The 18,559-nt window shown below is 35.9% G+C and carries 21 protein-coding genes; 7 read left to right on the top strand and 14 right to left on the bottom strand.

Annotated features, from left to right (window positions below; translation table 11 throughout):
• Nucleotides 1-70: 70 nt before the first annotated feature.
• From EV200_RS19015 to glmM, 3 genes are all read right to left on the bottom strand, one after another.
• Entirely contained in the window at nucleotides 71-274 is a 204-nt protein-coding gene (locus tag EV200_RS19015) for a hypothetical protein (protein WP_029288137.1), read from the bottom strand.
• A gap of 157 nt (nucleotides 275-431) precedes the next feature.
• Nucleotides 432-1,580, bottom strand: a complete 1,149-nt coding sequence (locus EV200_RS19010; protein WP_132535535.1) for a cysteine desulfurase family protein — start codon at nucleotides 1,578-1,580, stop codon at nucleotides 432-434.
• 89 nt (nucleotides 1,581-1,669) lie between these two features.
• Nucleotides 1,670-3,055, bottom strand: coding sequence for a phosphoglucosamine mutase (glmM, locus tag EV200_RS19005; RefSeq protein WP_132535533.1), 1,386 nt, complete (start codon nucleotides 3,053-3,055; stop codon nucleotides 1,670-1,672).
• Nucleotides 3,056-3,445: 390 nt separating this feature from the next.
• On the opposite strand from glmM, the gene EV200_RS19000 reads away from it, so the two are divergent.
• Genes EV200_RS19000 through EV200_RS18985 form a run of 4 tightly spaced genes read left to right on the top strand, consistent with a single transcriptional unit; the run spans nucleotide 3,446 to nucleotide 6,147 of the window.
• Entirely contained in the window at nucleotides 3,446-4,177 is a 732-nt protein-coding gene (locus tag EV200_RS19000; protein WP_132535531.1) for an SAM-dependent methyltransferase, read from the top strand.
• Nucleotides 4,174-4,737 carry a phosphatase PAP2 family protein gene (locus tag EV200_RS18995; RefSeq protein WP_132535529.1) on the top strand — a complete coding sequence of 188 codons (564 nt, stop codon included), beginning with the start codon at nucleotides 4,174-4,176 and terminating at the stop codon, nucleotides 4,735-4,737. Before EV200_RS19000 ends, EV200_RS18995 begins: the two co-directional genes overlap by 4 nt.
• A 3-nt stretch (nucleotides 4,738-4,740) precedes the next feature.
• Nucleotides 4,741-5,460, top strand: coding sequence for a ZIP family metal transporter (locus EV200_RS18990; protein ID WP_029288149.1), 720 nt, complete (start codon nucleotides 4,741-4,743; stop codon nucleotides 5,458-5,460).
• Between the two features lie 57 nt (nucleotides 5,461-5,517).
• Nucleotides 5,518-6,147 carry a Uma2 family endonuclease gene (locus EV200_RS18985; RefSeq protein ID WP_132535527.1) on the top strand — a complete coding sequence of 210 codons (630 nt, stop codon included), beginning with the start codon at nucleotides 5,518-5,520 and terminating at the stop codon, nucleotides 6,145-6,147.
• Nucleotides 6,148-6,181: 34 nt separating this feature from the next.
• Here the strand turns inward: EV200_RS18985 and EV200_RS21820 are convergent, their stop codons facing one another.
• The 8 genes from EV200_RS21820 to EV200_RS18950 form a co-directional block, all read right to left on the bottom strand.
• Nucleotides 6,182-6,325 carry a DUF5522 domain-containing protein gene (locus EV200_RS21820; protein ID WP_165877977.1) on the bottom strand — a complete coding sequence of 48 codons (144 nt, stop codon included), beginning with the start codon at nucleotides 6,323-6,325 and terminating at the stop codon, nucleotides 6,182-6,184.
• 113 nt (nucleotides 6,326-6,438) lie between these two features.
• Nucleotides 6,439-7,380: an exonuclease gene (locus EV200_RS18980; protein WP_132535525.1), complete on the bottom strand. Its 942-nt coding sequence runs from the start codon at nucleotides 7,378-7,380 to the stop codon at nucleotides 6,439-6,441.
• 86 nt (nucleotides 7,381-7,466) lie between these two features.
• The gene (gene coaE / locus EV200_RS18975) at nucleotides 7,467-8,069 is read right to left on the bottom strand and encodes a dephospho-CoA kinase (RefSeq protein ID WP_132535523.1); all 603 of its coding nucleotides are present in this window, start codon (nucleotides 8,067-8,069) and stop codon (nucleotides 7,467-7,469) included.
• Entirely contained in the window at nucleotides 8,069-9,016 is a 948-nt protein-coding gene (locus tag EV200_RS18970) for a CdaR family protein (RefSeq protein WP_229676868.1), read from the bottom strand. Before EV200_RS18970 ends, coaE begins: the two co-directional genes overlap by 1 nt.
• Nucleotides 9,017-9,208: 192 nt before the next feature.
• Nucleotides 9,209-9,532 carry a preprotein translocase subunit YajC gene (yajC, locus tag EV200_RS18965; protein ID WP_132535521.1) on the bottom strand — a complete coding sequence of 108 codons (324 nt, stop codon included), beginning with the start codon at nucleotides 9,530-9,532 and terminating at the stop codon, nucleotides 9,209-9,211.
• Nucleotides 9,533-9,591: 59 nt separating this feature from the next.
• Nucleotides 9,592-10,026, bottom strand: coding sequence for a DUF1573 domain-containing protein (locus EV200_RS18960; RefSeq protein WP_132535519.1), 435 nt, complete (start codon nucleotides 10,024-10,026; stop codon nucleotides 9,592-9,594).
• A gap of 2 nt (nucleotides 10,027-10,028) precedes the next feature.
• Nucleotides 10,029-10,979 (bottom strand): transcription antitermination factor NusB, encoded by a 951-nt coding sequence (gene nusB, locus EV200_RS18955; protein WP_132535517.1) that lies wholly within the window; start codon nucleotides 10,977-10,979, stop codon nucleotides 10,029-10,031.
• 46 nt (nucleotides 10,980-11,025) lie between these two features.
• On the bottom strand, nucleotides 11,026-12,114 hold the full coding sequence (locus EV200_RS18950; RefSeq protein ID WP_132535515.1) for a Glu/Leu/Phe/Val family dehydrogenase: 1,089 nt from the start codon (nucleotides 12,112-12,114) through the stop codon (nucleotides 11,026-11,028).
• 187 nt (nucleotides 12,115-12,301) lie between these two features.
• On the opposite strand from EV200_RS18950, the gene EV200_RS18945 reads away from it, so the two are divergent.
• The gene (locus EV200_RS18945; protein WP_132535513.1) at nucleotides 12,302-14,092 is read left to right on the top strand and encodes an ABC transporter ATP-binding protein; all 1,791 of its coding nucleotides are present in this window, start codon (nucleotides 12,302-12,304) and stop codon (nucleotides 14,090-14,092) included.
• Between the two features lie 67 nt (nucleotides 14,093-14,159).
• Entirely contained in the window at nucleotides 14,160-14,483 is a 324-nt protein-coding gene (locus tag EV200_RS18940) for a DUF3276 family protein (protein ID WP_132535511.1), read from the top strand.
• Between the two features lie 87 nt (nucleotides 14,484-14,570).
• On the opposite strand, the gene EV200_RS18935 is transcribed toward EV200_RS18940, so the two are convergent.
• A complete protein-coding gene (locus EV200_RS18935; protein WP_132535509.1) occupies nucleotides 14,571-15,032 on the bottom strand; it encodes a DUF5362 family protein in 462 nt (153 codons plus the stop codon).
• 157 nt (nucleotides 15,033-15,189) lie between these two features.
• Between EV200_RS18935 and ychF the strand changes: the two genes are divergently transcribed.
• On the top strand, nucleotides 15,190-16,290 hold the full coding sequence (gene ychF / locus EV200_RS18930) for a redox-regulated ATPase YchF (protein ID WP_132535507.1): 1,101 nt from the start codon (nucleotides 15,190-15,192) through the stop codon (nucleotides 16,288-16,290).
• Nucleotides 16,291-16,471: 181 nt separating this feature from the next.
• On the opposite strand, the gene EV200_RS18925 is transcribed toward ychF, so the two are convergent.
• Nucleotides 16,472-17,089 carry an HAD hydrolase-like protein gene (locus EV200_RS18925; RefSeq protein WP_229676867.1) on the bottom strand — a complete coding sequence of 206 codons (618 nt, stop codon included), beginning with the start codon at nucleotides 17,087-17,089 and terminating at the stop codon, nucleotides 16,472-16,474.
• 5 nt (nucleotides 17,090-17,094) lie between these two features.
• A complete protein-coding gene (gene mgtE / locus EV200_RS18920) occupies nucleotides 17,095-18,471 on the bottom strand; it encodes a magnesium transporter (protein WP_132535505.1) in 1,377 nt (458 codons plus the stop codon).
• Between the last annotated feature and the right edge of the window lie 88 nt (nucleotides 18,472-18,559).

Here is an 18,559-nt window from a genome sequence, read left to right as displayed (position 1 = left end):
GAACGGTATAGAAAAGCCACAACATTTTTGCTGTGGCTTAAATTTAATAATTTTTTGAAAAAATTAATGGTTAAATTCCTGAACCTGGAGTAGTTCCCGGCTCATGGCCCGGACCAAATGAATTATTTTTGCGCCCTTTATCTTTGTCGAATAAATTCGTTGCAACTTTAGACGATTTGTTGTCATCTAAATTCCTGTTTTCCTTAATATCTTCGGCTGTTTTATCAAGTAAATCATTCTCAATGATTTTTCCTTTTTCTTTATTATTTTCCATAGTGGTTTTTAAATTGATGTATTATAGGAACACATTAGAAATAATATTGTTTTAATAGCAATCTTCACCACTGGTGACTTACCTAATACAAGAAAAAAGAACAAATAAAAAAAGTCCCGAATTACTCCGAGACTGTTCCTATTTGGTTAATGATATTTTAGGCTAAAGCATTTTGCTTCACCACCATTTTAACTTTCTCTATCACATAATCCAATTCTTCTTTTGTAGTATATTTACTGAAAGAAAAACGTACAGAAGGACGATTTGGATCAGCGTTAATACCATTCAACACGTGTGAACCAATGTTAGAGCCCGATGAACAGGCACTACCGCCAGAAGCACAAATCCCATTAATATCCAAATTAAACAGCAACATATCTCCCATATCCATTTCAGGAAAAGAAACATTTAGTACCGTATAAAGGCTTTTATCTGCATCGGTTTCTCCGTTAAAACCAATTCCTGGAATTTCCGCAATCAATTGAGCCTTCATATAATCTTTCAAACCTTGAATATGATTCTGATGCGCTTCCATTTCCGCATAAGCAATTTCCAAAGCCTTCGCCAAACCTACAATACCGTAAACATTTTCAGTTCCGCCACGCATATTACGCTCTTGTGCGCCACCATAAATCATCGGAGGAATTTTAATGTTGCTGTTAACGTATAAGAAACCGACACCTTTAGGTCCATGAAGTTTATGTGCGGCACATACAATAAAATGCGCTTTCAGTTCACGTACATGATGAACGTAATGTCCCATCGTTTGAACGGTATCGGCATGGTAAATAGCATTATATTTTTCACAGATATCACCTACTTTTATCATGTCTGTAAGGGTACCCAGTTCATTGTTTGCATGCATCAAGGAGACAAAAGTGCGTTCGTTATTTTGCAACAACTCCTCTAAGTGCACATAATCAACATTACCCTTTTCGTCAATATTTACAAAGCTCAATTTATCTATCTCACCATTTTTGAGCATCATATTTAAAGTATGTTCTACCGCATGATGTTCTATTTTAGAGGTAATGGCATGTTTAATTCCATAAGCAGAAATGCCACAACGAATAGCGGTATTATCTGCCTCGGTGCCGCCTGAAGTAAAAAATATTTCAGAAGGTGATGCACCTAAAAGATTAGCGACAGTTTTTCGGGCTTTTTCCACTAAAGTTCTTACCTCACGACCTAGCGCATGAATGGCTGATGGATTACCAAAATAGTTTTCCATCACGTTACTCATTTCGGCAATTACTTGTTTATCTAATGGCGTGGTAGCCGCGTTATCTAAATAAATCCTTTTCATATTGTGATTATCACCTTTTAAAATGATTTCATCTTTCAGGATGATCTCATGAATTAATTTTACTCTTTAATTATTGCCCTTAATTCTAGTTACAAATGCAATATTTCCTTGATATCGGAAATAATTTTATTCGCCAGGCTTTCTGCAATCGTCTCATTTTCTGCTTCGCTATAAATGCGAATAATGGGTTCGGTATTAGATCGGCGCAAGTGCACCCATGTTTTATCAAACTCTATTTTCAAACCATCAATCGTGCTATATGGCTGCTTTTTATATTTTTCTTCCACTTGCTTTAACAAATGGTCGATGTCCATTTCTGGTGTAAGCGTAATTTTATTTTTAGAAATATAATATTGAGGATAGCTCCCGCGTAATACGGAAATAGATTTTCCAAATTTAGCTAAATGAGTTAAGAATAAAGCAATACCAACCAGTGCATCTCGGCCGTAATGAGACGCTGGATAAATAATACCACCATTGCCTTCACCACCAATAATGGCATTGGTTTCTTTCATTTTATTCACCACGTTTACCTCGCCAACAGCAGAAGCATGATATTCAGAACCTGCTTTTTCAGTCACATCACGGAGGGCCCTGGTTGATGAAAGATTGGAAACTGTATTACCCGGTGTATTTTTTAACACATAATCTGCTACAGCAACTAAAGTATACTCTTCTCCAAACATGCTTCCGTCTTCATTTACAAAACACAAACGGTCTACATCAGGATCTACCACAATGCCTAAATCTGCATTTTGCTTTTGAACTTCCTTAGAAATTTCTGCTAAGTTTTCTGGAAGTGGTTCAGGATTATGAGGGAAATGACCATCAGGTGTGCAATACAGTTCTGTAACCCTGTTTACTCCTAATGCTTTCAGCAAGGCTGGAATAAAAATACCACCCGTTGAATTAACACAATCTATTACAACTTTAAAATCAGCTTTCTTAATTGCTTCTACATCTACCAGTGGCAATGCCAAAACCTTGTCAATATGTTTTTGCAGGTAAGTGTCATTTTGAATAACCTTCCCTAATTTATCTACCTCTGCAAATTCAAACGCAGCACTTTCAGCAAGTTCTAAAACTTCTATCCCATCAGCATCGCTAATAAATTCACCATCTGCATTAAGTAATTTTAATGCATTCCATTGTTTTGGGTTATGACTTGCGGTTAAAATGATACCACCGCCAGCTTGTTCATCAGGCACTGCAATTTCAACCGTTGGTGTGGTAGATAAACCCAAATCAATTACCTCTATCCCTAAACCTTGTAATGTACCGATTACCAAATGGTTAACCATTTCACCCGAAATTCGGGCATCGCGACCTAATACGATTCTTTTAATCCCTGTTTTTTGAACTACCCAGCTTCCAAAAGCAGCTGTGAATTTTACTATATCAATAGGTGTTAAGCCATTTCCTGCCTGTCCACCTATGGTTCCCCTTATTCCTGAAATCGATTTTATTAAAGTCACTTATTGTATCTAATGATGAGCATCAAAAATAAGAAAAAAAACAAGATAGCAGGCATTCTAAAGGCCTTACAAAAGTTAATTTACATTAAGTTTATATCTATTTATACGATGTATTTAGTAGGCATACGATCAATTTTTTTGATAGATTATGGCGAAATTCTTTTTATTGATTGATAAAAAAATTAACCGATTAAAATATAATTGCAATATTGTTGCAAAAAACAATGTTATATTCACCTAGCAGCTGTAAAATCTTATATTTGCAGCAATTTGGTAATTAAATGATTATGCAGAATATCCTTTAATGGGTTTAGCTATAAATTAATGTGCGGTGTTTAATCCAATTTTATCTAAGTTTGCATCTTTTTAAAAATAACAAACAGCTTTTTTATGCAGCGCAAATGGTTTCAATATTGGTTTAATTCGCCATATTATCATATTCTTTATCAACAAAGAAATGACGCTGAAGCTGAATTTTTTATTGATCAGCTAACCCATTTTCTTCATCCAAAACCTGATTATAAGGCACTGGATATTGCCTGCGGAAAAGGAAGACATTCCATTTACCTCAATAAAAAAGGATTAGATGTTACCGGAATCGACCTATCTGAGCAAAGTATAAAGTATGCACGACAATTTGAAAACAATAAATTGCATTTTCTTGTGCATGACATGCGAAAGCTCTTTTACATCAATTATTTTGATATTGCCTTAAACCTTTTCACCAGTTTCGGTTATTTTGATACTGAAAAAGAACATATTGACGCCTTAAAAACCTTCAGAAAATGCCTTAAAGCAGATGGGGTTTTGGTACTGGATTATTTTAATACTGAAAAAATCATCAGAAATCTTAATTCCTGCGAAGTGAAATCGCTGGATGGAATTGCATTTAATATTTCTAAAAATGTGATAGAGGGAAAAATCATCAAAAAAATCAATTTTGAAGATAAAGGGAAGACCTATAATTTTGAAGAGCGTGTTCAGGCTTTTAGCTTTGAAGATTTTGAGCGGATGATATTAAAAGCCGGAATGACTATCCATCAAACATTCGGCAGCTATGAATTGGAAGCGTTCAATCAAAATACATCAGACCGGTTAATTTTAATCTGTAAAAAAGCATGATAGAAAGCATACAGCAATTTGATCTGGCTTTATTTCTAAAAATCCACCGGGGGCTCTCCAATGGCTTTTTTGACTGGCTGATGCCCCTCATGCGCAATCGGTTTTTCTGGTCGCCACTTTATGTTTTTATTTTGATTTTCTGCATTAAACAATACAAAAAACAGGGATATTATATCATCGGAATGATTCTGTTTACATTTGCCTCTGCTGATCTAATTTCTTCAAGGGTGATTAAACCATGGATTTCAAGGGTTCGGCCATGCAATGATTTAACCATAGCCAATGAGATTATTCACCGTGTACCTTGCGGAAGTGGTTTAAGCTTTCCTTCGGCACATGCCACCAATCACTTTGCTATTGCTGTATTTTTAATTTGTGTTTTTTACAGTAGATGGAAACCCATTTTGCCACTCGGCTTGTTCTGGGCCTTTATCATTAGTTTTGCACAAGTATATGTCGGCGTTCATTACCCTATTGATGTTACTGCAGGCGCACTTTTAGGAACCTTAATTGGTTTCATCTGTTCAAGAATGTTTAAAAAATTACAACCTGATTTTTAAGCTATGGAAATCTGGAAACTCTGTGTGCTTTTCTTCTGTGCCTTTTTAGGCGGAACAGCTATATTTTTGGTTAAAAGTGACAAATCAAAGTTGCTAAAACTGATCTTATCTTTTAGTGGTGCCTATTTATTTGCCATAACCGTATTGCATTTAATACCCGATGCCTTTAGTGGGCCTGATAAAAGTGAAATCGGGATATTCATTCTCGTGGGTTTTCTTCTGCAGGTATTTCTGGAACAATTCTCTGAAGGTGTGGAACATGGCCATATCCACAAGCATCATGATGGGCAGGTATTTCCATTCGGCATTATGATTAGTTTGTGCTTACACGCATTTTTAGAAGGAATGCCTTTGGCAAAAGAACAACATAACGAATTAATTTTTGGCATTTCCTTACACCATATCCCTGCGGCATTTGCTTTAGGAAGCATTTTGATGCAGAATCATTTCAAAAAAGGAAGTATCATTCTATATCTGATCATTTTTGCAATTATGGCTCCTTTAGGCTTTTATGTAAGTATGGGCTTGAGTAATGGCAGTATTGGAGGTGTAGAGGCTTATTTCAATAAAATTATGGGTGTGGTGATTGGAATATTCCTTCATATCTCTACGACCATTTTGTTCGAATCCAGTGCCGATCATAAAATTAACCTGCGTAAAATGATCGCTGTTTTATTGGGAATAGGTGTCGCTCTAATTGGTTTCTTTGCCGGGCATCACTGATCAGGAAGACAACCAAAATTTATTTTCATCATACCCATATTTTGACTAACTTACTGTATGGATGAAATTGTAAATGAGCCTGCCGTAGAATATAAAAAAAGGAAATATAGTGTTCAGGAATACCTGGAAATGGAAAATGCTTCACAGGAAAAGCATGAATATTTTGAGGGAGAGATATTCCCACTTCACAGGGAAGTTAGGGCTATAGGAGCAACGTCTATGTCTGGAGCAGCACTTAGTCACAACTTTATATTCTCCAATACTTTTGGTTTTCTTAGTCGTAAATTATATGGATCAAAGTGCATTCCTTTTGGCAGCGATATGAGAATGAACATCCCTGAAAACTCACTTTTCACCTATCCTGATATATCTATTTACTGCAATGAAATCAAACACCTGGAAGAAGATGAAAATACGGTACTCCTGCCAACCGTTATCATTGAGATTCTTTCTCCTTCTACAAAAGATTATGATAGGGGTAGTAAATTTAAACTGTATAGAGATATTCCGTCATTGAAAGAATATATCATGATCGATTCCACAGCCATTTCAGTTGAAGCCTTTCATATTAATGAGCATCAAAACTGGGAATTGAAAGAATATAGTAATATGGATGAAAGTCTGAATTTTTATAGCCTTGGCTTTGATATTCAATTAAAGGACATTTATCAGCATGTTAAATTTTAGGTAATTGAAACGGAAAACTCGAATAGTGAATTAACTATTTCTTCACCTTCTTTTTACCATATCCCCAAGGGCAATGTTTACATTTATTTTTACAGCAATAACCTCGCTTTAAGTGGTAGGTTTCGGTAAACACCATCAATCCATCTTCATTAAAATAAAAATCTTCCCCTTCTTGCATATTGAAATTTGAATGAGTGAGTAATTAATGAGTGAATAATTGAATGAATTAAAAATTGACTTTTACTTATGCTGAAATTCTCAAATCTAGAAAATCTTGTAAAATTCAGTTAATTAGTTCAATATCTTCACCTCTAACCTATCTTTAAAATATTCTTTTAACTGTTTTCCATCTCCATGCAAGGTCCAAATTTGTTTGGGTTGTACATTTTCAATGGTTTCCAATATGGCATCCCAATCGGCATGATCAGAGATATAAAGCGAAATGCCATTTTGTTGTTGCAGATTTTCCCATCCTGAAGCAAAAGCCCTCACCACATTAATGGCTTTATGATAACTGTGGAAAACCATCGGTGGCACGATATAAACCTGATGTTGCTGGTTATTCTTCATCACTTTCCGATCATACATTTTGTATCTACCCAGTTCCATGCCATAATCTTCGTAAATTTTCACAAAAGGCATGATGCTATGATGCACCATAATATTTTTACTTGGGCAGTGATGATTTAGCAACTGAATGATCCTTTGGCTTTTACCTAAGGCATAAGCGCCAAGCATAATATTCGAGTTCGTATTATTCAATTTCTCGATCTCTTTAACTGGAGATGGATGTTTAGTCTCTGGATTAGCAAATGTACTTTCCGTAATGAGTACATCTGCCTGTACAAACTCAAAAGGCTCACAAGTTGCATCAGGTTCTATCTTATAATCTCCGGTATAGAGATATTTAACCCCTTGATATTCCATTAAAACTTGTGCAGAACCTAGTATATGTCCGGCTGAGTAAAAGGTGATGGAAACCTCCTTGATCTTAAACGATTGGTGATAAGCTTTAATATAAAAATCTACAGCGGCAAACTTGCGGTAACGGTGTTTCATGAAAGATTCGGTGGCAGCCGTACAATATACATGTTCACTACCGCCTATAGCATGATCGCCATGTGCATGAGAAACCACCGCTTCTTTTACTGGTTGCTGGGGATCTAAATAAAAATCACCATAAATACAATATAAACCAGTTGGCGTAATGGTGATAAAATCATCTAAAATCATTTATCAGGATTTATAAGATTTAAGGATAAGACAGGATTTTGGAAATATAAAAACATATCTATTTTAAGATAGGTAGCATTGAAGGTCTAATATGCCTTTGCAGCTACTAAAAACTGTTTATGTAGCGTTAGCACTTGCTCAATAATTGAATTCTTTTCGTCATTAACAATGAAATGATCTGCCATTTTCGCCTTCTCTTCATCGCTCATTTGCTTGTCCATTCTGGCTTTTACCTGATCTGCAGAAAACTGATCTCGTTGCATTACCCTGGCTAACTTTAAATCATAGGGAGCTGTTACCAGAATAGAAGTATCACACATTTTATAAGAGTCACTCTCAAAAAGCAAAGCTGCTTCTTTTAATATATAAGGCACTTTTTGATCAACTTGTTTTACCCATCCTTCAAAAGCCCTGAATACTGCCGGATGAACCAAATTATTCAATTTAGCCAATTCTGCTTCATTGTTAAAAACAATACTTGCCAGGTGTTTTTTGTTGAGTTCCCCCTCAAGCGTATAGCTTTCTTCACCAAATGTAGAGATGATACCTTCAACCAGCAATTGATCAGATACCATAATTTCTTTTGCTACGGTATCAGCATAAAAAATCGGAATGCCTAAAACTTCAAAAACCTTACAAACGGTTGTTTTACCACTGCCTATTCCACCTGTAATTCCTACTTTATACATTATTTTTCTACTACAAAATCTACCTTCGATGGATTGACATTGATCAGTTTACAATAATCCGGAAACTCCGTAATCTTCACTGTAAACTGCTTGTGTGCTAAATCCTGCCACTCATTAACATCAACAGTTGCAGTAATGAAGTTGTCATTCACCTGATTATAATTACCCAACGCAACTAAAAATGTTACTTTAATTTTCTTGGGATAAAGTTTTATGCTGTTGTAATTTTTATTGTTAATGATCTTTAAGGGCACCTCAATTGTTTTCTCTGTAAATTCATCTACAGGAAGCTTTACTTCTACCGACGAAGGGTAAATGCTTACATTTTTTTGTGGACTATGTTGCAAACCAATCCTGACAGTCGTGCTCCCCTGAATCTTATTTAGCTTTAAAGTATCCGTTGGCCAGATGGTAATTTTGCTTAATTCTTCTGCCGGACCAGCTACCTTTACATATTGAGGATTTAAGATGATATCACTTGAAATCCCATACTGATCGATGAAATCCAGCTTGCTAACCAATTTAATTGATACCTTTTTTACTGTTCTTTTTGTAAAATCAAAATATAAGGTATCTGGCTTAACAGAAATCACTTTTTGCGTGCTTTCCAGTTGCCTGTTAACGTTGTATAACTGATCTGAGAATGTGATAAAATCCTTCGTATTAAGCTGACTTAAACTCACGGATATAGATGGCGGGCTAATACGCAGACGGGAAAATATCAGTTGCCATCCGGTTCCTTCTACCTGTAAATCAACCGTATCTGATTGCAAAGGATAAAATGCTCGTTTGGTGGGTGTATTTTTAAAAACCAAAACTGTTTTAGCAGTATAGATATACTTGTTATTCAGTGCCATAAAAAGCCATGCTGCAATTGCCAGAAACAAACAAGCCAAGAGTGTAAAAACACGTCTTTTCTCTATTTGGGTTAATCTAATAAATGGCATATTTAACAATCTAAATGACGATGGACGATGATCCAATATAACAATATCGCCAAATGTAGTAAAACTAAACAGGTGCTCAAATAGAAATGACACAAAGAAATGAAAGAAGCGTGGTTTAAGCTTTTAAAACTGACTAAAAACAAAAAACCGTCGATCTGTAGAACGACGGTTTTCTCAAAAGTTTTATTTTGTTTAAGCTTTAGCAGGTGTAGTTACTGCTTTTGTAGCATCTAATGATACTGCAGATTTATCAAAACGAATTTTAACACCACCTTCTACCTCAATTAAAAAGGTTGTATCATTTAAATCTGCAATACGTCCGTGGATGCCTGCAGTTGTGATAATTTTATCACCTTTTTTCAATTCTGCTACTAATTTCTTATGTTCTTTAGCTTTTTTAACTTGCGGGCGGATCATGAAAAAGTAGAAAACTACCATAATTAATACCATAGGTACAATGGTACTGAGCATGCTACTGGTTCCACCTGTTGCCTGTAAAATTACTGTTGATGTCATTTCTTATTGATTTGATTTATTTAATTAATATTTGATCAGCCAATTGCTTAGCTGTTGAGTTATTTTTTTACCCTTACATCACCCACCAAGTGTACTGTTGATATGGCCGGGTTCGCATTTGAATTGACTGTAATTACTTTGTCTTGCATGCCTTCTTTACCTTCGCTGTTAAAAACGACTTTAATAACTCCTTCTTTACCAGGCAGAATTGGTTCTGTTGGCACTACCGGAACAGTACAACCACAAGTTGCAGTTGCATTTGAAATAATTAAAGGGCTTTTACCTGTATTTTTGAACTTAAAATCGTGCGTTACTTTTTCACCTTGATCTACTTTTTCAAAATCAAATATTTCTCTTTCAAACACAATTACTGGGGCATCTGGTGATACAACCGTATTGCCTTTCGAACCAGCAACTTTATCAGTTGAATTATTTGCATTGCGACATGCTGTAAAAGAAAGTGCAGCAATGGCCAGGATAAATATCTTTTTCATAATTATTCTTCAATTAATCCGCGACCGATTTTTTTAATGGTATTGTTTTTCTTTAAGTCGCCTAAAATTTTGTCCAAAATACCATTTATAAATGAATTACTTTTCGGTGTACTGTAATCTTTTGACAACTCTAAATATTCGTTAATGGTTACTTTAACCGGGATGGATGGGAAATTTAGCAATTCACAAATAGCCATTTTCATCAGAATAGTATCCATTAAGGCAATACGCTCCGATTCCCAGTTTTTGGTTCTTTCCGCAATCATTTCCTGGTACTTGGCATCGTTTTGTAAGGTATGAATAAACAAATCCTGTACAAACTTACTGTCTTCAGTCCAGTCTGCGCTGATTTCTGTTAACTTGTTTTTGAAAGGATCATCGAAGGTAAAATTCTTCAAAGTTTTAGCCACCATGCCTTTCATCACTTCATGATCTACCTGCCAGTTGATAAATTTCTCTTCAAAAACCTGTAAAATGGCCTGGTTTTTTAAGATGATTTTCCTGAAAATGTATTTGATAATGTCTTTTGATGATTCTAAGCTTTCATTAGGATCTGCAAGATAATCTGCATATTCTTTAGATGCTTTTAAAGAATTGAAAACTGTTTTACGAATTTCCGGATCGAAACCCCAGTCTACCTTGTACTTCTTTACCGCCGATACATATTCGGGGTTTTGCTGCATTAAAACGCTAAACTTGTTATGAAGCAGTTTTAAGTTGGGATTTAAATCCTCTGCTGTTTTTAGATGTTTATTTGCACGCTCTGCAGCGTCGTTGGCCGTAAATTCGGTCACTTCCACCATCAGTGATAACATCCAGATGTACATTTCGTACACGCTATCGATGCTCTGCATTAAAAGTTTTAGGTCCCCTTTAATGTCTTTTTTGTCTGCCATTTGCCATGCAAAAATATTTTGCAAAGCTTTGATCCTTAAGTGCCTTCTGTTTAACATGAATGTAAGAACGAGTGCGGTTTTTAAAACCTGTTTTTAATAATTATTAATATGATGATTTGATTTTCTTGATGTCAGCAATCCGTTTCTCAGCAATTCGGTTAGCCGCAATGTTGGTTGATATTTTTTCTGATTTGCTTAATTTGATCACACTTCTTGTTGCATCGTAAATGTTTTCAGTCAGCTGAACAGTTCGCTTCTTCCCAAAACCTGTCCATTCAGAATAGCAGGCGATTAATCCTCCAGCGTTGATGAGGTAATCAGGTGCAAACAAAATTCCTTTTTTAGAAAGCAGTTCACTATCCAAAACTTCGTCTTTAAGCTGATTGTTCGCAGAACCCGCGATAATAGCAAATTTCATGCGCTCAATGGTCTTGTTGTTAACCGTAGCGCCCATAGCACAAGGTGCGTACACATCAGCATCAATACCGAAGATCTTATCTGCCTCAATAGGTTTTGCTTTGTATTTACGGGCCACATAAGTCAGTTGCTCCTGATTAATATCGCTGATTAAAACCTCTGCATTTTCTTTTCTTAACAAGGCCACCAGGTGTTCACCCACATTGCCAATTCCTTGTACTACAATGGTTCTACCGGCAAGCATATCTGTGCCGAAAACTTCTTTAACACTGGCTTTAATACCGAGATAAACACCTTGAGCAGTAAAAGGAGCTGGATTTCCTGCGCCACCGATTGATTCCGGAACACCGGTAACATAATTGGTTTCCATGCGGATATATTCCATATCCTTAGTATTGGTTCCCATTTCCTCCGCAGTAATAAACTCGCCATTCAGATTTTTAATAAATCTCCCATAGCTACGCATTAATGTTTCGGTTTTGTCTTTTCTGGAATCGCCAATAATTACGCCTTTCCCACCACCCAGGTTTAAACCGGTAATGGCTGCTTTATAAGTCATTCCTCTCGATAAACGCAAGGCATCTTCTAAAGCCTCCCCTTCAGTAGCATAACTCCACATACGGGTTCCGCCTAAAGCAGGACCTAAAGTGGTATCATGAATGGCAATAATTGCTTTTAAACCAGTATCCGGATCATTACAAAAAACCAATTTTTTGTGCCCATAAGCACTTAATTGAGCTAGAATGGATGAATCGGACGGAGAATTTGCTGGCATATTTAACGGTCGGCTAACTTCCTGCAAAATTAAAATAAAAAAACCATTAATACATGTATTTAACTTAACTATAACAAAATTAATTTTGTTCCAATCCCCTCACAATCCTAACTAGTTTTAAAAACGGATCATATTAACGGTATATTTTTTCGGATGGAGATAATGAAATTGCCTAAATTTGTACCACATGAAACATCTGCGCAGGTTAAATAAGTATTTTCTAAAATATAAATGGTGGATTATCCCGGGAAGTATTTTCGTAGTTATATCTAACATTTTTGGTGTTGTACCTGCTCAGGTAATTGGTTATGCGGTAGATTTAATCACCGAAAACATACAGATCTATAACCTCTTCAATGGCTTTGATCGACAAGAAATCGTTTACAGTATATTCAGCAGTAACCTTCTTTATTTCGGAATTTTAGTCATTATACTTTACGTTCTTAGGGGATTATTCCTGTTTTTCATGCGTCAAACTATTATTTTAATGTCCAGACACATTGAATTTGACATGAAGAATGATATCTATCAACACTATCAGGAGCTAAGTTTAGGGTTTTACAGGAGGAATAATACCGGAGACCTGATGAATCGGGCCACAGAGGATGTAAACCGCGTTCGAATGTATGTTGGTCCGGCTATCATGTACACAATAAATACATTTGTTTTATCTGTGTTAATCGTATGGTCAATGTTCGATGTAAACTCCAAACTTGCCATTTACTGCCTTTTGCCACTCCCCTTCCTGGTGGTGATTATCTATTACGTGAATACGCTGATTTTTAAAAAAAGCGGTAAAATCCAGGAACGGCTTTCTGATCTATCCAGTTTTGTGCAGGAGCGTTTTTCAGGCATCAGGATTATCAAATCTTATGTTCGGGAGGATTACACCAGAAACATGTTTGAAATTCAAAGTAATGAGTACAAAAAAGATTCAATGAGTTTGGTAAAGGTTTCAGCCTTGTTTTATCCAACCATGATGCTTTTAATTGGACTAAGCACTATTCTAACCATTTATATTGGCGGCATTCAGGTAATGAACGGAAGCATCACCGCCGGAAACATTGCAGAATTTATCATTTATATCAATCAACTTACTTTCCCGGTAACCATGTTGGGCTGGGTAACCTCATTGATTCAAAGAGCAGCAGCTTCACAAAAAAGGATAAATGAATTTTTAGATATTCCATCCGATATTCAGTCGACAGAACTTAATGATAGAGAAATCAGTGGACACTTAGCATTCAACAATGTGAGTTTCACTTATCCGGATACGGGCATCGAAGCATTGAAAAATTTAAATTTTGAGATTAAAGCAGGAGAGTTTGTGGCCATTATCGGTAAAACAGGTTCTGGAAAATCTACTTTAGCCAATTTAATCATGCGCATGTATGATGTTCAAAGTGGGTCTATTTCGGTGGATGGAAATGATTTAAAATCATTTCATCTAAAAAACTACCGCAGCCAGATTGGCTTTGTACCCCAGGAGGTTTTCTTATTTTCTGATACAATACGTAATAATATAGCCTTTGGCTTAGACCAGGTTACGGACGATGAAATTTACGATGCTGCTAAAAATGCCTCAGTATATCACAACATTATTGATTTTGATGAAAAATTTGAAACGATGCTTGGCGAACGTGGAATCACGCTGTCTGGAGGACAAAAACAGCGTGTATCTATTGCAAGGGCTTTAATAAAATCGCCTAGAATTTTAATATTTGATGATTGTCTTTCTGCGGTAGATACTAAAACGGAAGAAGAAATTTTAAATAATCTAGGTAAAATAATGAATGGAAAAACCAGTATTTTAATTGCACATCGAATTTCTACCATTAAAAATGCAGATAAGATTCTGGTACTTGATAATGGAAAAATCATTGAGCAAGGTACACACAGCGAATTACTTAGCTTAAATGGGAGTTATACAGAACTTTACAACAATCAACTTTTAGAGGAAGAATCACTAAGTATTTAATTTTATTTTGAACTTTAAATATTTGCTTTATATTTACCGAAACCAAAAACCAACATCAATACCAACCATGGGAGAATTCGACAACAAGGAAAGAGAAGAAGTTTTTTCAAAGAAAGTAAGAGCAGGCAAGAGAACTTATTTCTTCGACGTGAAGGCTACTCGCTCAGGTGATTATTATTTAACAGTTACTGAGAGCAAGAAAAGATTAGAAGACGGTGTATTCGTTAAACATAAAATTTTCTTATACAAAGAAGATTTTGAGAAATTTACAGAAGGCTTAAATGAAACTGTTGATTACATTAAATCTCACCAGGATGTTGTTGAAAAACGTTATGAATATTCTGAAAACGGAGAACATAGCCCTAAAACATCAGACGATTTTTCGTTTTAATTTAAATATATAAGAAAAGCCTTCGTGAAAACAAAGGCTTTTTTTTATGCATTAAATTTTGAGTACTATAGATTTGATAAATATGGGTTATGCTACAGCTAATCCAGCTCCTACTAAAAATAACAACAAAAAGTAGCCGACAATTACAGTGATTGTAATGATTCCCCAAAATTTAAACAGCGATTTTACATTTTGCATCGCAGTGTTTAAACTTTCCTGATTTCCAAATAGCACGCCTTGCTTTCCATTGTTTGAAATTCTAAACAATAACAAACTCGGATAGAAATAAAAAAGCCCTAAAATTAAATAGATAATGGTTATTGCGGTTGAACTACCCTGCCCCAAGCTGCCCAATTGTTTTGCCAATACAGGATTGCTTGCAATCATTGCTGGAATAGTAAATGAAACTAAAATAAGTATTACTGAAAATACAAATCCAACAATTGATAAAAACTTCGCCCATCTGGTGATATCGTAAATATAGCTACGCATTTCTTCAGTTACGACTAATTTCACTTCCTGAGGTACATCCTCCTCTAAATCTTCCATATTAATAATTGTAATTTTGGATAAACTTAGATAAAATATCCATCTGCTACAAATTAACAGCTTTAATTAAAGAGTTTAAAAGCTTATCTTTGCCCGATTTTTAAGCAGAAAGCTTAGAAATAAGTTATTGATAAGAACCCTAAAGAATATAATATAAATGGCATTACAATGTGGTATAGTTGGTTTACCAAACGTAGGTAAATCGACGCTTTTCAACTGTTTATCCAATGCAAAGGCGCAAGCTGCAAACTTCCCTTTTTGTACTATTGAACCTAATGTTGGTGTAATTACGGTACCGGATGACAGACTAACCAAACTGGCTGAGCTGGTTAAACCTAACAAAGTACAGCCTAACACTATTGAAATTGTAGATATTGCTGGTTTAGTTAAGGGTGCATCAAAAGGTGAAGGTTTAGGTAACCAGTTCTTAGGAAACATACGGGCTACGAATGCTATTATTCATGTATTACGGTGTTTTGATGATGGTAATGTGATCCATGTGGATGGTTCAGTTGATCCGATCCGTGATAAAGAAATTATTGATACAGAATTACAGCTGAAAGATTTGGATACCGTTGATAAACGCATTCAAAAGGTAGAAAAAATGGCTAAAACCGGTGGTGACAAGGACGCAAAACGTACTTATGAAATATTATCTGTTGTAAAAACGCATTTAGAAAATGGCAAATCTATCCGCACAGCTGCTTTGGCACAGGATGATTTTGACTTTATTGAAGACTTGGGTTTATTAACTCAAAAGCCTGTAATGTACGTTTGTAATGTAGATGAGTCATCTGTAATAGCGGGCAACAAATATGTTGATCTGGTAAAAGCCAGCGTAGCTGATGAGCGTGCCGAAGTGTTGGTAATCTCTGCAAAAATTGAATCTGAAATCGCAGAATTAGAAAGCTATGAAGAACGCCAGGAATTTTTAGCTGATTTAGGTTTAGATGAATCTGGCGTTAATAAGTTAATCCGCGCTGCATATAAATTATTAAACCTATATACTTACTTCACTGCAGGTGTTCAGGAAGTTCGTGCATGGACCATTACCAAAGGTTTTACTGCTCCTCAGGCTGCAGGTGTAATCCACACTGATTTCGAAAAAGGCTTTATTCGTGCAGAAGTTATTAAATATAATGATTTCGTTACTTTAGGCTCAGAGAATGCTTGTAAAGATGCTGGTAAATTAGGTGTTGAAGGCAAAACTTACGTGGTAGAAGACGGAGATATTATGCACTTCAGGTTTAATGTTTAAACACTAAACACTATTAAAATATTAAGCCACTTCAAAAGAGTGGCTTTTTTGTTATTGCAGTAGCTCGAAATTTTTGTCATCCTGAGGCACGAAGGATCTGCAACCGATGAAACAAAATCCTTCGTTCCCCAGGATGAAAGTTAACAAAATATAACTCAAGCCAGCAACAAATTAATACGGTTTACACTTCCAATCCATAAGCCGCAAGCTGCGTCTTGGTATCTTCATAACTGGTATGATAAATCCCTTGCAATCCTAAACCTTCAGCTACCTGAACAAAAAGCATCCGGTCATCAATATATAAACTGGTAGCTACATCGCTTTGCGAAATATCTATTGCAACTTTGAAAATATCAGCATCGGGTTTACGGAAGTGTACAAAACTGGATGACACAAAAAAATCTACAAATTCATTCAGTTTAAAGGTATTGATCCGGTACTGATTAAGCTCTCTTCCCTCATTGCTGATTACGGCAACCTTTAAGCTATACTTTTTCTTCAAATCACAGATTAACTGAATCATTTCAGGATAGGGCAATGATTTTTTGAACATAAATTCTTTAAAATCATCATAAGTAAAATTACGTGGCTTGAAGAATACAATCCGCTCCAAATATTCATCGAGCGTTAATTTTCCAACTTCATAAGTATCGAAGGTTAAATGGTGGCGTTCTTCTAAATCAACTGAATCTAAATCAAAAAGCACTGCAGCTTCTCCCCTGGCATGCCTGTCCCAACCATTGGTAAGCAATACGCCACCGATATCAGTAAAAAGTGTGGTTATTTTCTTTTCCATCATTTTATTTATAATAAAACTCCTTTTAAAATCAATACCGCTACGCTAAAGTAGATTACAATACCGGTTACATCCACCATAGTTGCTACAAACGGTGCCGATGACGTTGCGGGATCCAGCTTAAGCTTTTTGAGTATAATGGGCATCATAGAACCAATTAAACTTCCCCATAACACAATGCCTACCAGTGTAAAAAATATGGTTGCGGCAATTAAGAAAAAATGTGGTCCATAGTCATATAAATGAAGTTGCTGCCAGGTGATGATTCGGATAAAGCCTATTGTCCCCAATATTACACCAAGCATGCTACCTGAAATGAGCTCACGACGCATCACGCGCCACCATTCTGCTATGGTTACTTCACCAAGTGCCATGGCTTGAATAATCAAAGTTGAAGCCTGTGAGCCACTGTTACCGCCACTACTCATAATTAAGGGAATAAATAGCGAAAGTACCACCGCCTTTTCGAGTTCTATTTCAAAGTGCTGCATGGCTGTTGCAGTTAACATCTCCCCTAAAAAGAGTACAATTAACCAGCCTGCACGTTTTTTCACTAATTTTAAAATTGGAATATCCAGGTAGGGCTCATCCAAAGCTTCTGTACCACCAATTTTGTGCATATCTTCTGTATACTCTTCATTGGCAATCCAGAGGATATCATCAACAGTTACAATACCCAGAAGAATATTATTTTCGTCTACAACGGGTAAAGCTACCCTATTGTTCATCCTGAAAATGTTAATGGCATCTTCCTGAGGATCATTTGCCTTTAAGGCGATAAAGCGTTTGTCGGTTAGTTCTCCGATTATCGAATCAGGATCTGCCAGTAAAACTTCACGAATCCTAATATCATCCAGCAATACGCCATCTTTATCGATCACATAAACCACATCAATGGTTTCGGAATTTTTTCCATAACGACGGATATGAGATAACACCCTTGCTACTGACCATTCTGGTTTTACAGCAATATAATCTGGCGTCATTAATCGACCAATACTATATTCGTTATAACCTAAAAGCGCAAGTGATTCCTTTCGTTCTTCAGATGGTAAAAGGGAAATCATTTTTTTTACCACATCGCCTTTCATTTCACCAAAAAGTGCGGTACGGTCATCAGGTGGTAAATCTTTTATAATTTGATTTAACTTGTTACCTGATAGCTTTTTAATGATCCGTTCCTGGGTAGGAAAATCAAGAATACGAAATACGTTTACAGCCCTGTTGAGGGAAATGGTTTCGATGAATTTGGCTGCACATTGTGGAAGTTCATCAATCAATTCTTCTACATCGGAGATATTCAGTGCATCAAGATATTTCTTTAAGGCAATATCATCTTGTTTCTCAAGTAGTTCCTGAACCTCTTCTACAACCATTTCTTCCATAAACAACTATTTAATTTAATACATGCCAAAACCTCTATTAGCGGTTCGCAAAGGTGCATTTTTATTTTTTAAAAAGCCAACAGTGTAT

Source organism: Pedobacter psychrotolerans (assembly GCF_004340665.1).
GTDB classification, from domain to species: domain Bacteria; phylum Bacteroidota; class Bacteroidia; order Sphingobacteriales; family Sphingobacteriaceae; genus Pedobacter; species Pedobacter psychrotolerans.
Note: the sequence above shows the minus strand (reverse complement) of the source record. Positions and strands in the feature narration are given on the sequence as shown.

Coding starts and splice junctions, on each gene's coding strand:
- ychF (WP_132535507.1), top strand. CDS start 15,190: ATGGCATTACAATGTGGTATAGTTGGTTTACCAAACGTAGGTAAATCG.
- EV200_RS18940 (WP_132535511.1), top strand. CDS start 14,160: ATGGGAGAATTCGACAACAAGGAAAGAGAAGAAGTTTTTTCAAAGAAA.
- EV200_RS18990 (WP_029288149.1), top strand. CDS start 4,741: ATGGAAATCTGGAAACTCTGTGTGCTTTTCTTCTGTGCCTTTTTAGGC.
- EV200_RS18950 (WP_132535515.1), bottom strand. CDS start 12,114: ATGCCAGCAAATTCTCCGTCCGATTCATCCATTCTAGCTCAATTAAGT.
- mgtE (WP_132535505.1), bottom strand. CDS start 18,471: ATGGAAGAAATGGTTGTAGAAGAGGTTCAGGAACTACTTGAGAAACAA.
- EV200_RS21820 (WP_165877977.1), bottom strand. CDS start 6,325: ATGCAAGAAGGGGAAGATTTTTATTTTAATGAAGATGGATTGATGGTG.
- EV200_RS18935 (WP_132535509.1), bottom strand. CDS start 15,032: ATGGAAGATTTAGAGGAGGATGTACCTCAGGAAGTGAAATTAGTCGTA.
- coaE (WP_132535523.1), bottom strand. CDS start 8,069: ATGTATAAAGTAGGAATTACAGGTGGAATAGGCAGTGGTAAAACAACC.
- EV200_RS18925 (WP_229676867.1), bottom strand. CDS start 17,089: ATGATGGAAAAGAAAATAACCACACTTTTTACTGATATCGGTGGCGTA.
- EV200_RS19010 (WP_132535535.1), bottom strand. CDS start 1,580: ATGAAAAGGATTTATTTAGATAACGCGGCTACCACGCCATTAGATAAA.
- EV200_RS19015 (WP_029288137.1), bottom strand. CDS start 274: ATGGAAAATAATAAAGAAAAAGGAAAAATCATTGAGAATGATTTACTT.
- EV200_RS18985 (WP_132535527.1), top strand. CDS start 5,518: ATGGATGAAATTGTAAATGAGCCTGCCGTAGAATATAAAAAAAGGAAA.
- EV200_RS19000 (WP_132535531.1), top strand. CDS start 3,446: ATGCAGCGCAAATGGTTTCAATATTGGTTTAATTCGCCATATTATCAT.
- nusB (WP_132535517.1), bottom strand. CDS start 10,979: ATGTTAAACAGAAGGCACTTAAGGATCAAAGCTTTGCAAAATATTTTT.
- EV200_RS18945 (WP_132535513.1), top strand. CDS start 12,302: ATGAAACATCTGCGCAGGTTAAATAAGTATTTTCTAAAATATAAATGG.
- EV200_RS18980 (WP_132535525.1), bottom strand. CDS start 7,380: ATGATTTTAGATGATTTTATCACCATTACGCCAACTGGTTTATATTGT.
- yajC (WP_132535521.1), bottom strand. CDS start 9,532: ATGACATCAACAGTAATTTTACAGGCAACAGGTGGAACCAGTAGCATG.
- EV200_RS18960 (WP_132535519.1), bottom strand. CDS start 10,026: ATGAAAAAGATATTTATCCTGGCCATTGCTGCACTTTCTTTTACAGCA.
- EV200_RS18970 (WP_229676868.1), bottom strand. CDS start 9,016: ATGCCATTTATTAGATTAACCCAAATAGAGAAAAGACGTGTTTTTACA.
- EV200_RS18995 (WP_132535529.1), top strand. CDS start 4,174: ATGATAGAAAGCATACAGCAATTTGATCTGGCTTTATTTCTAAAAATC.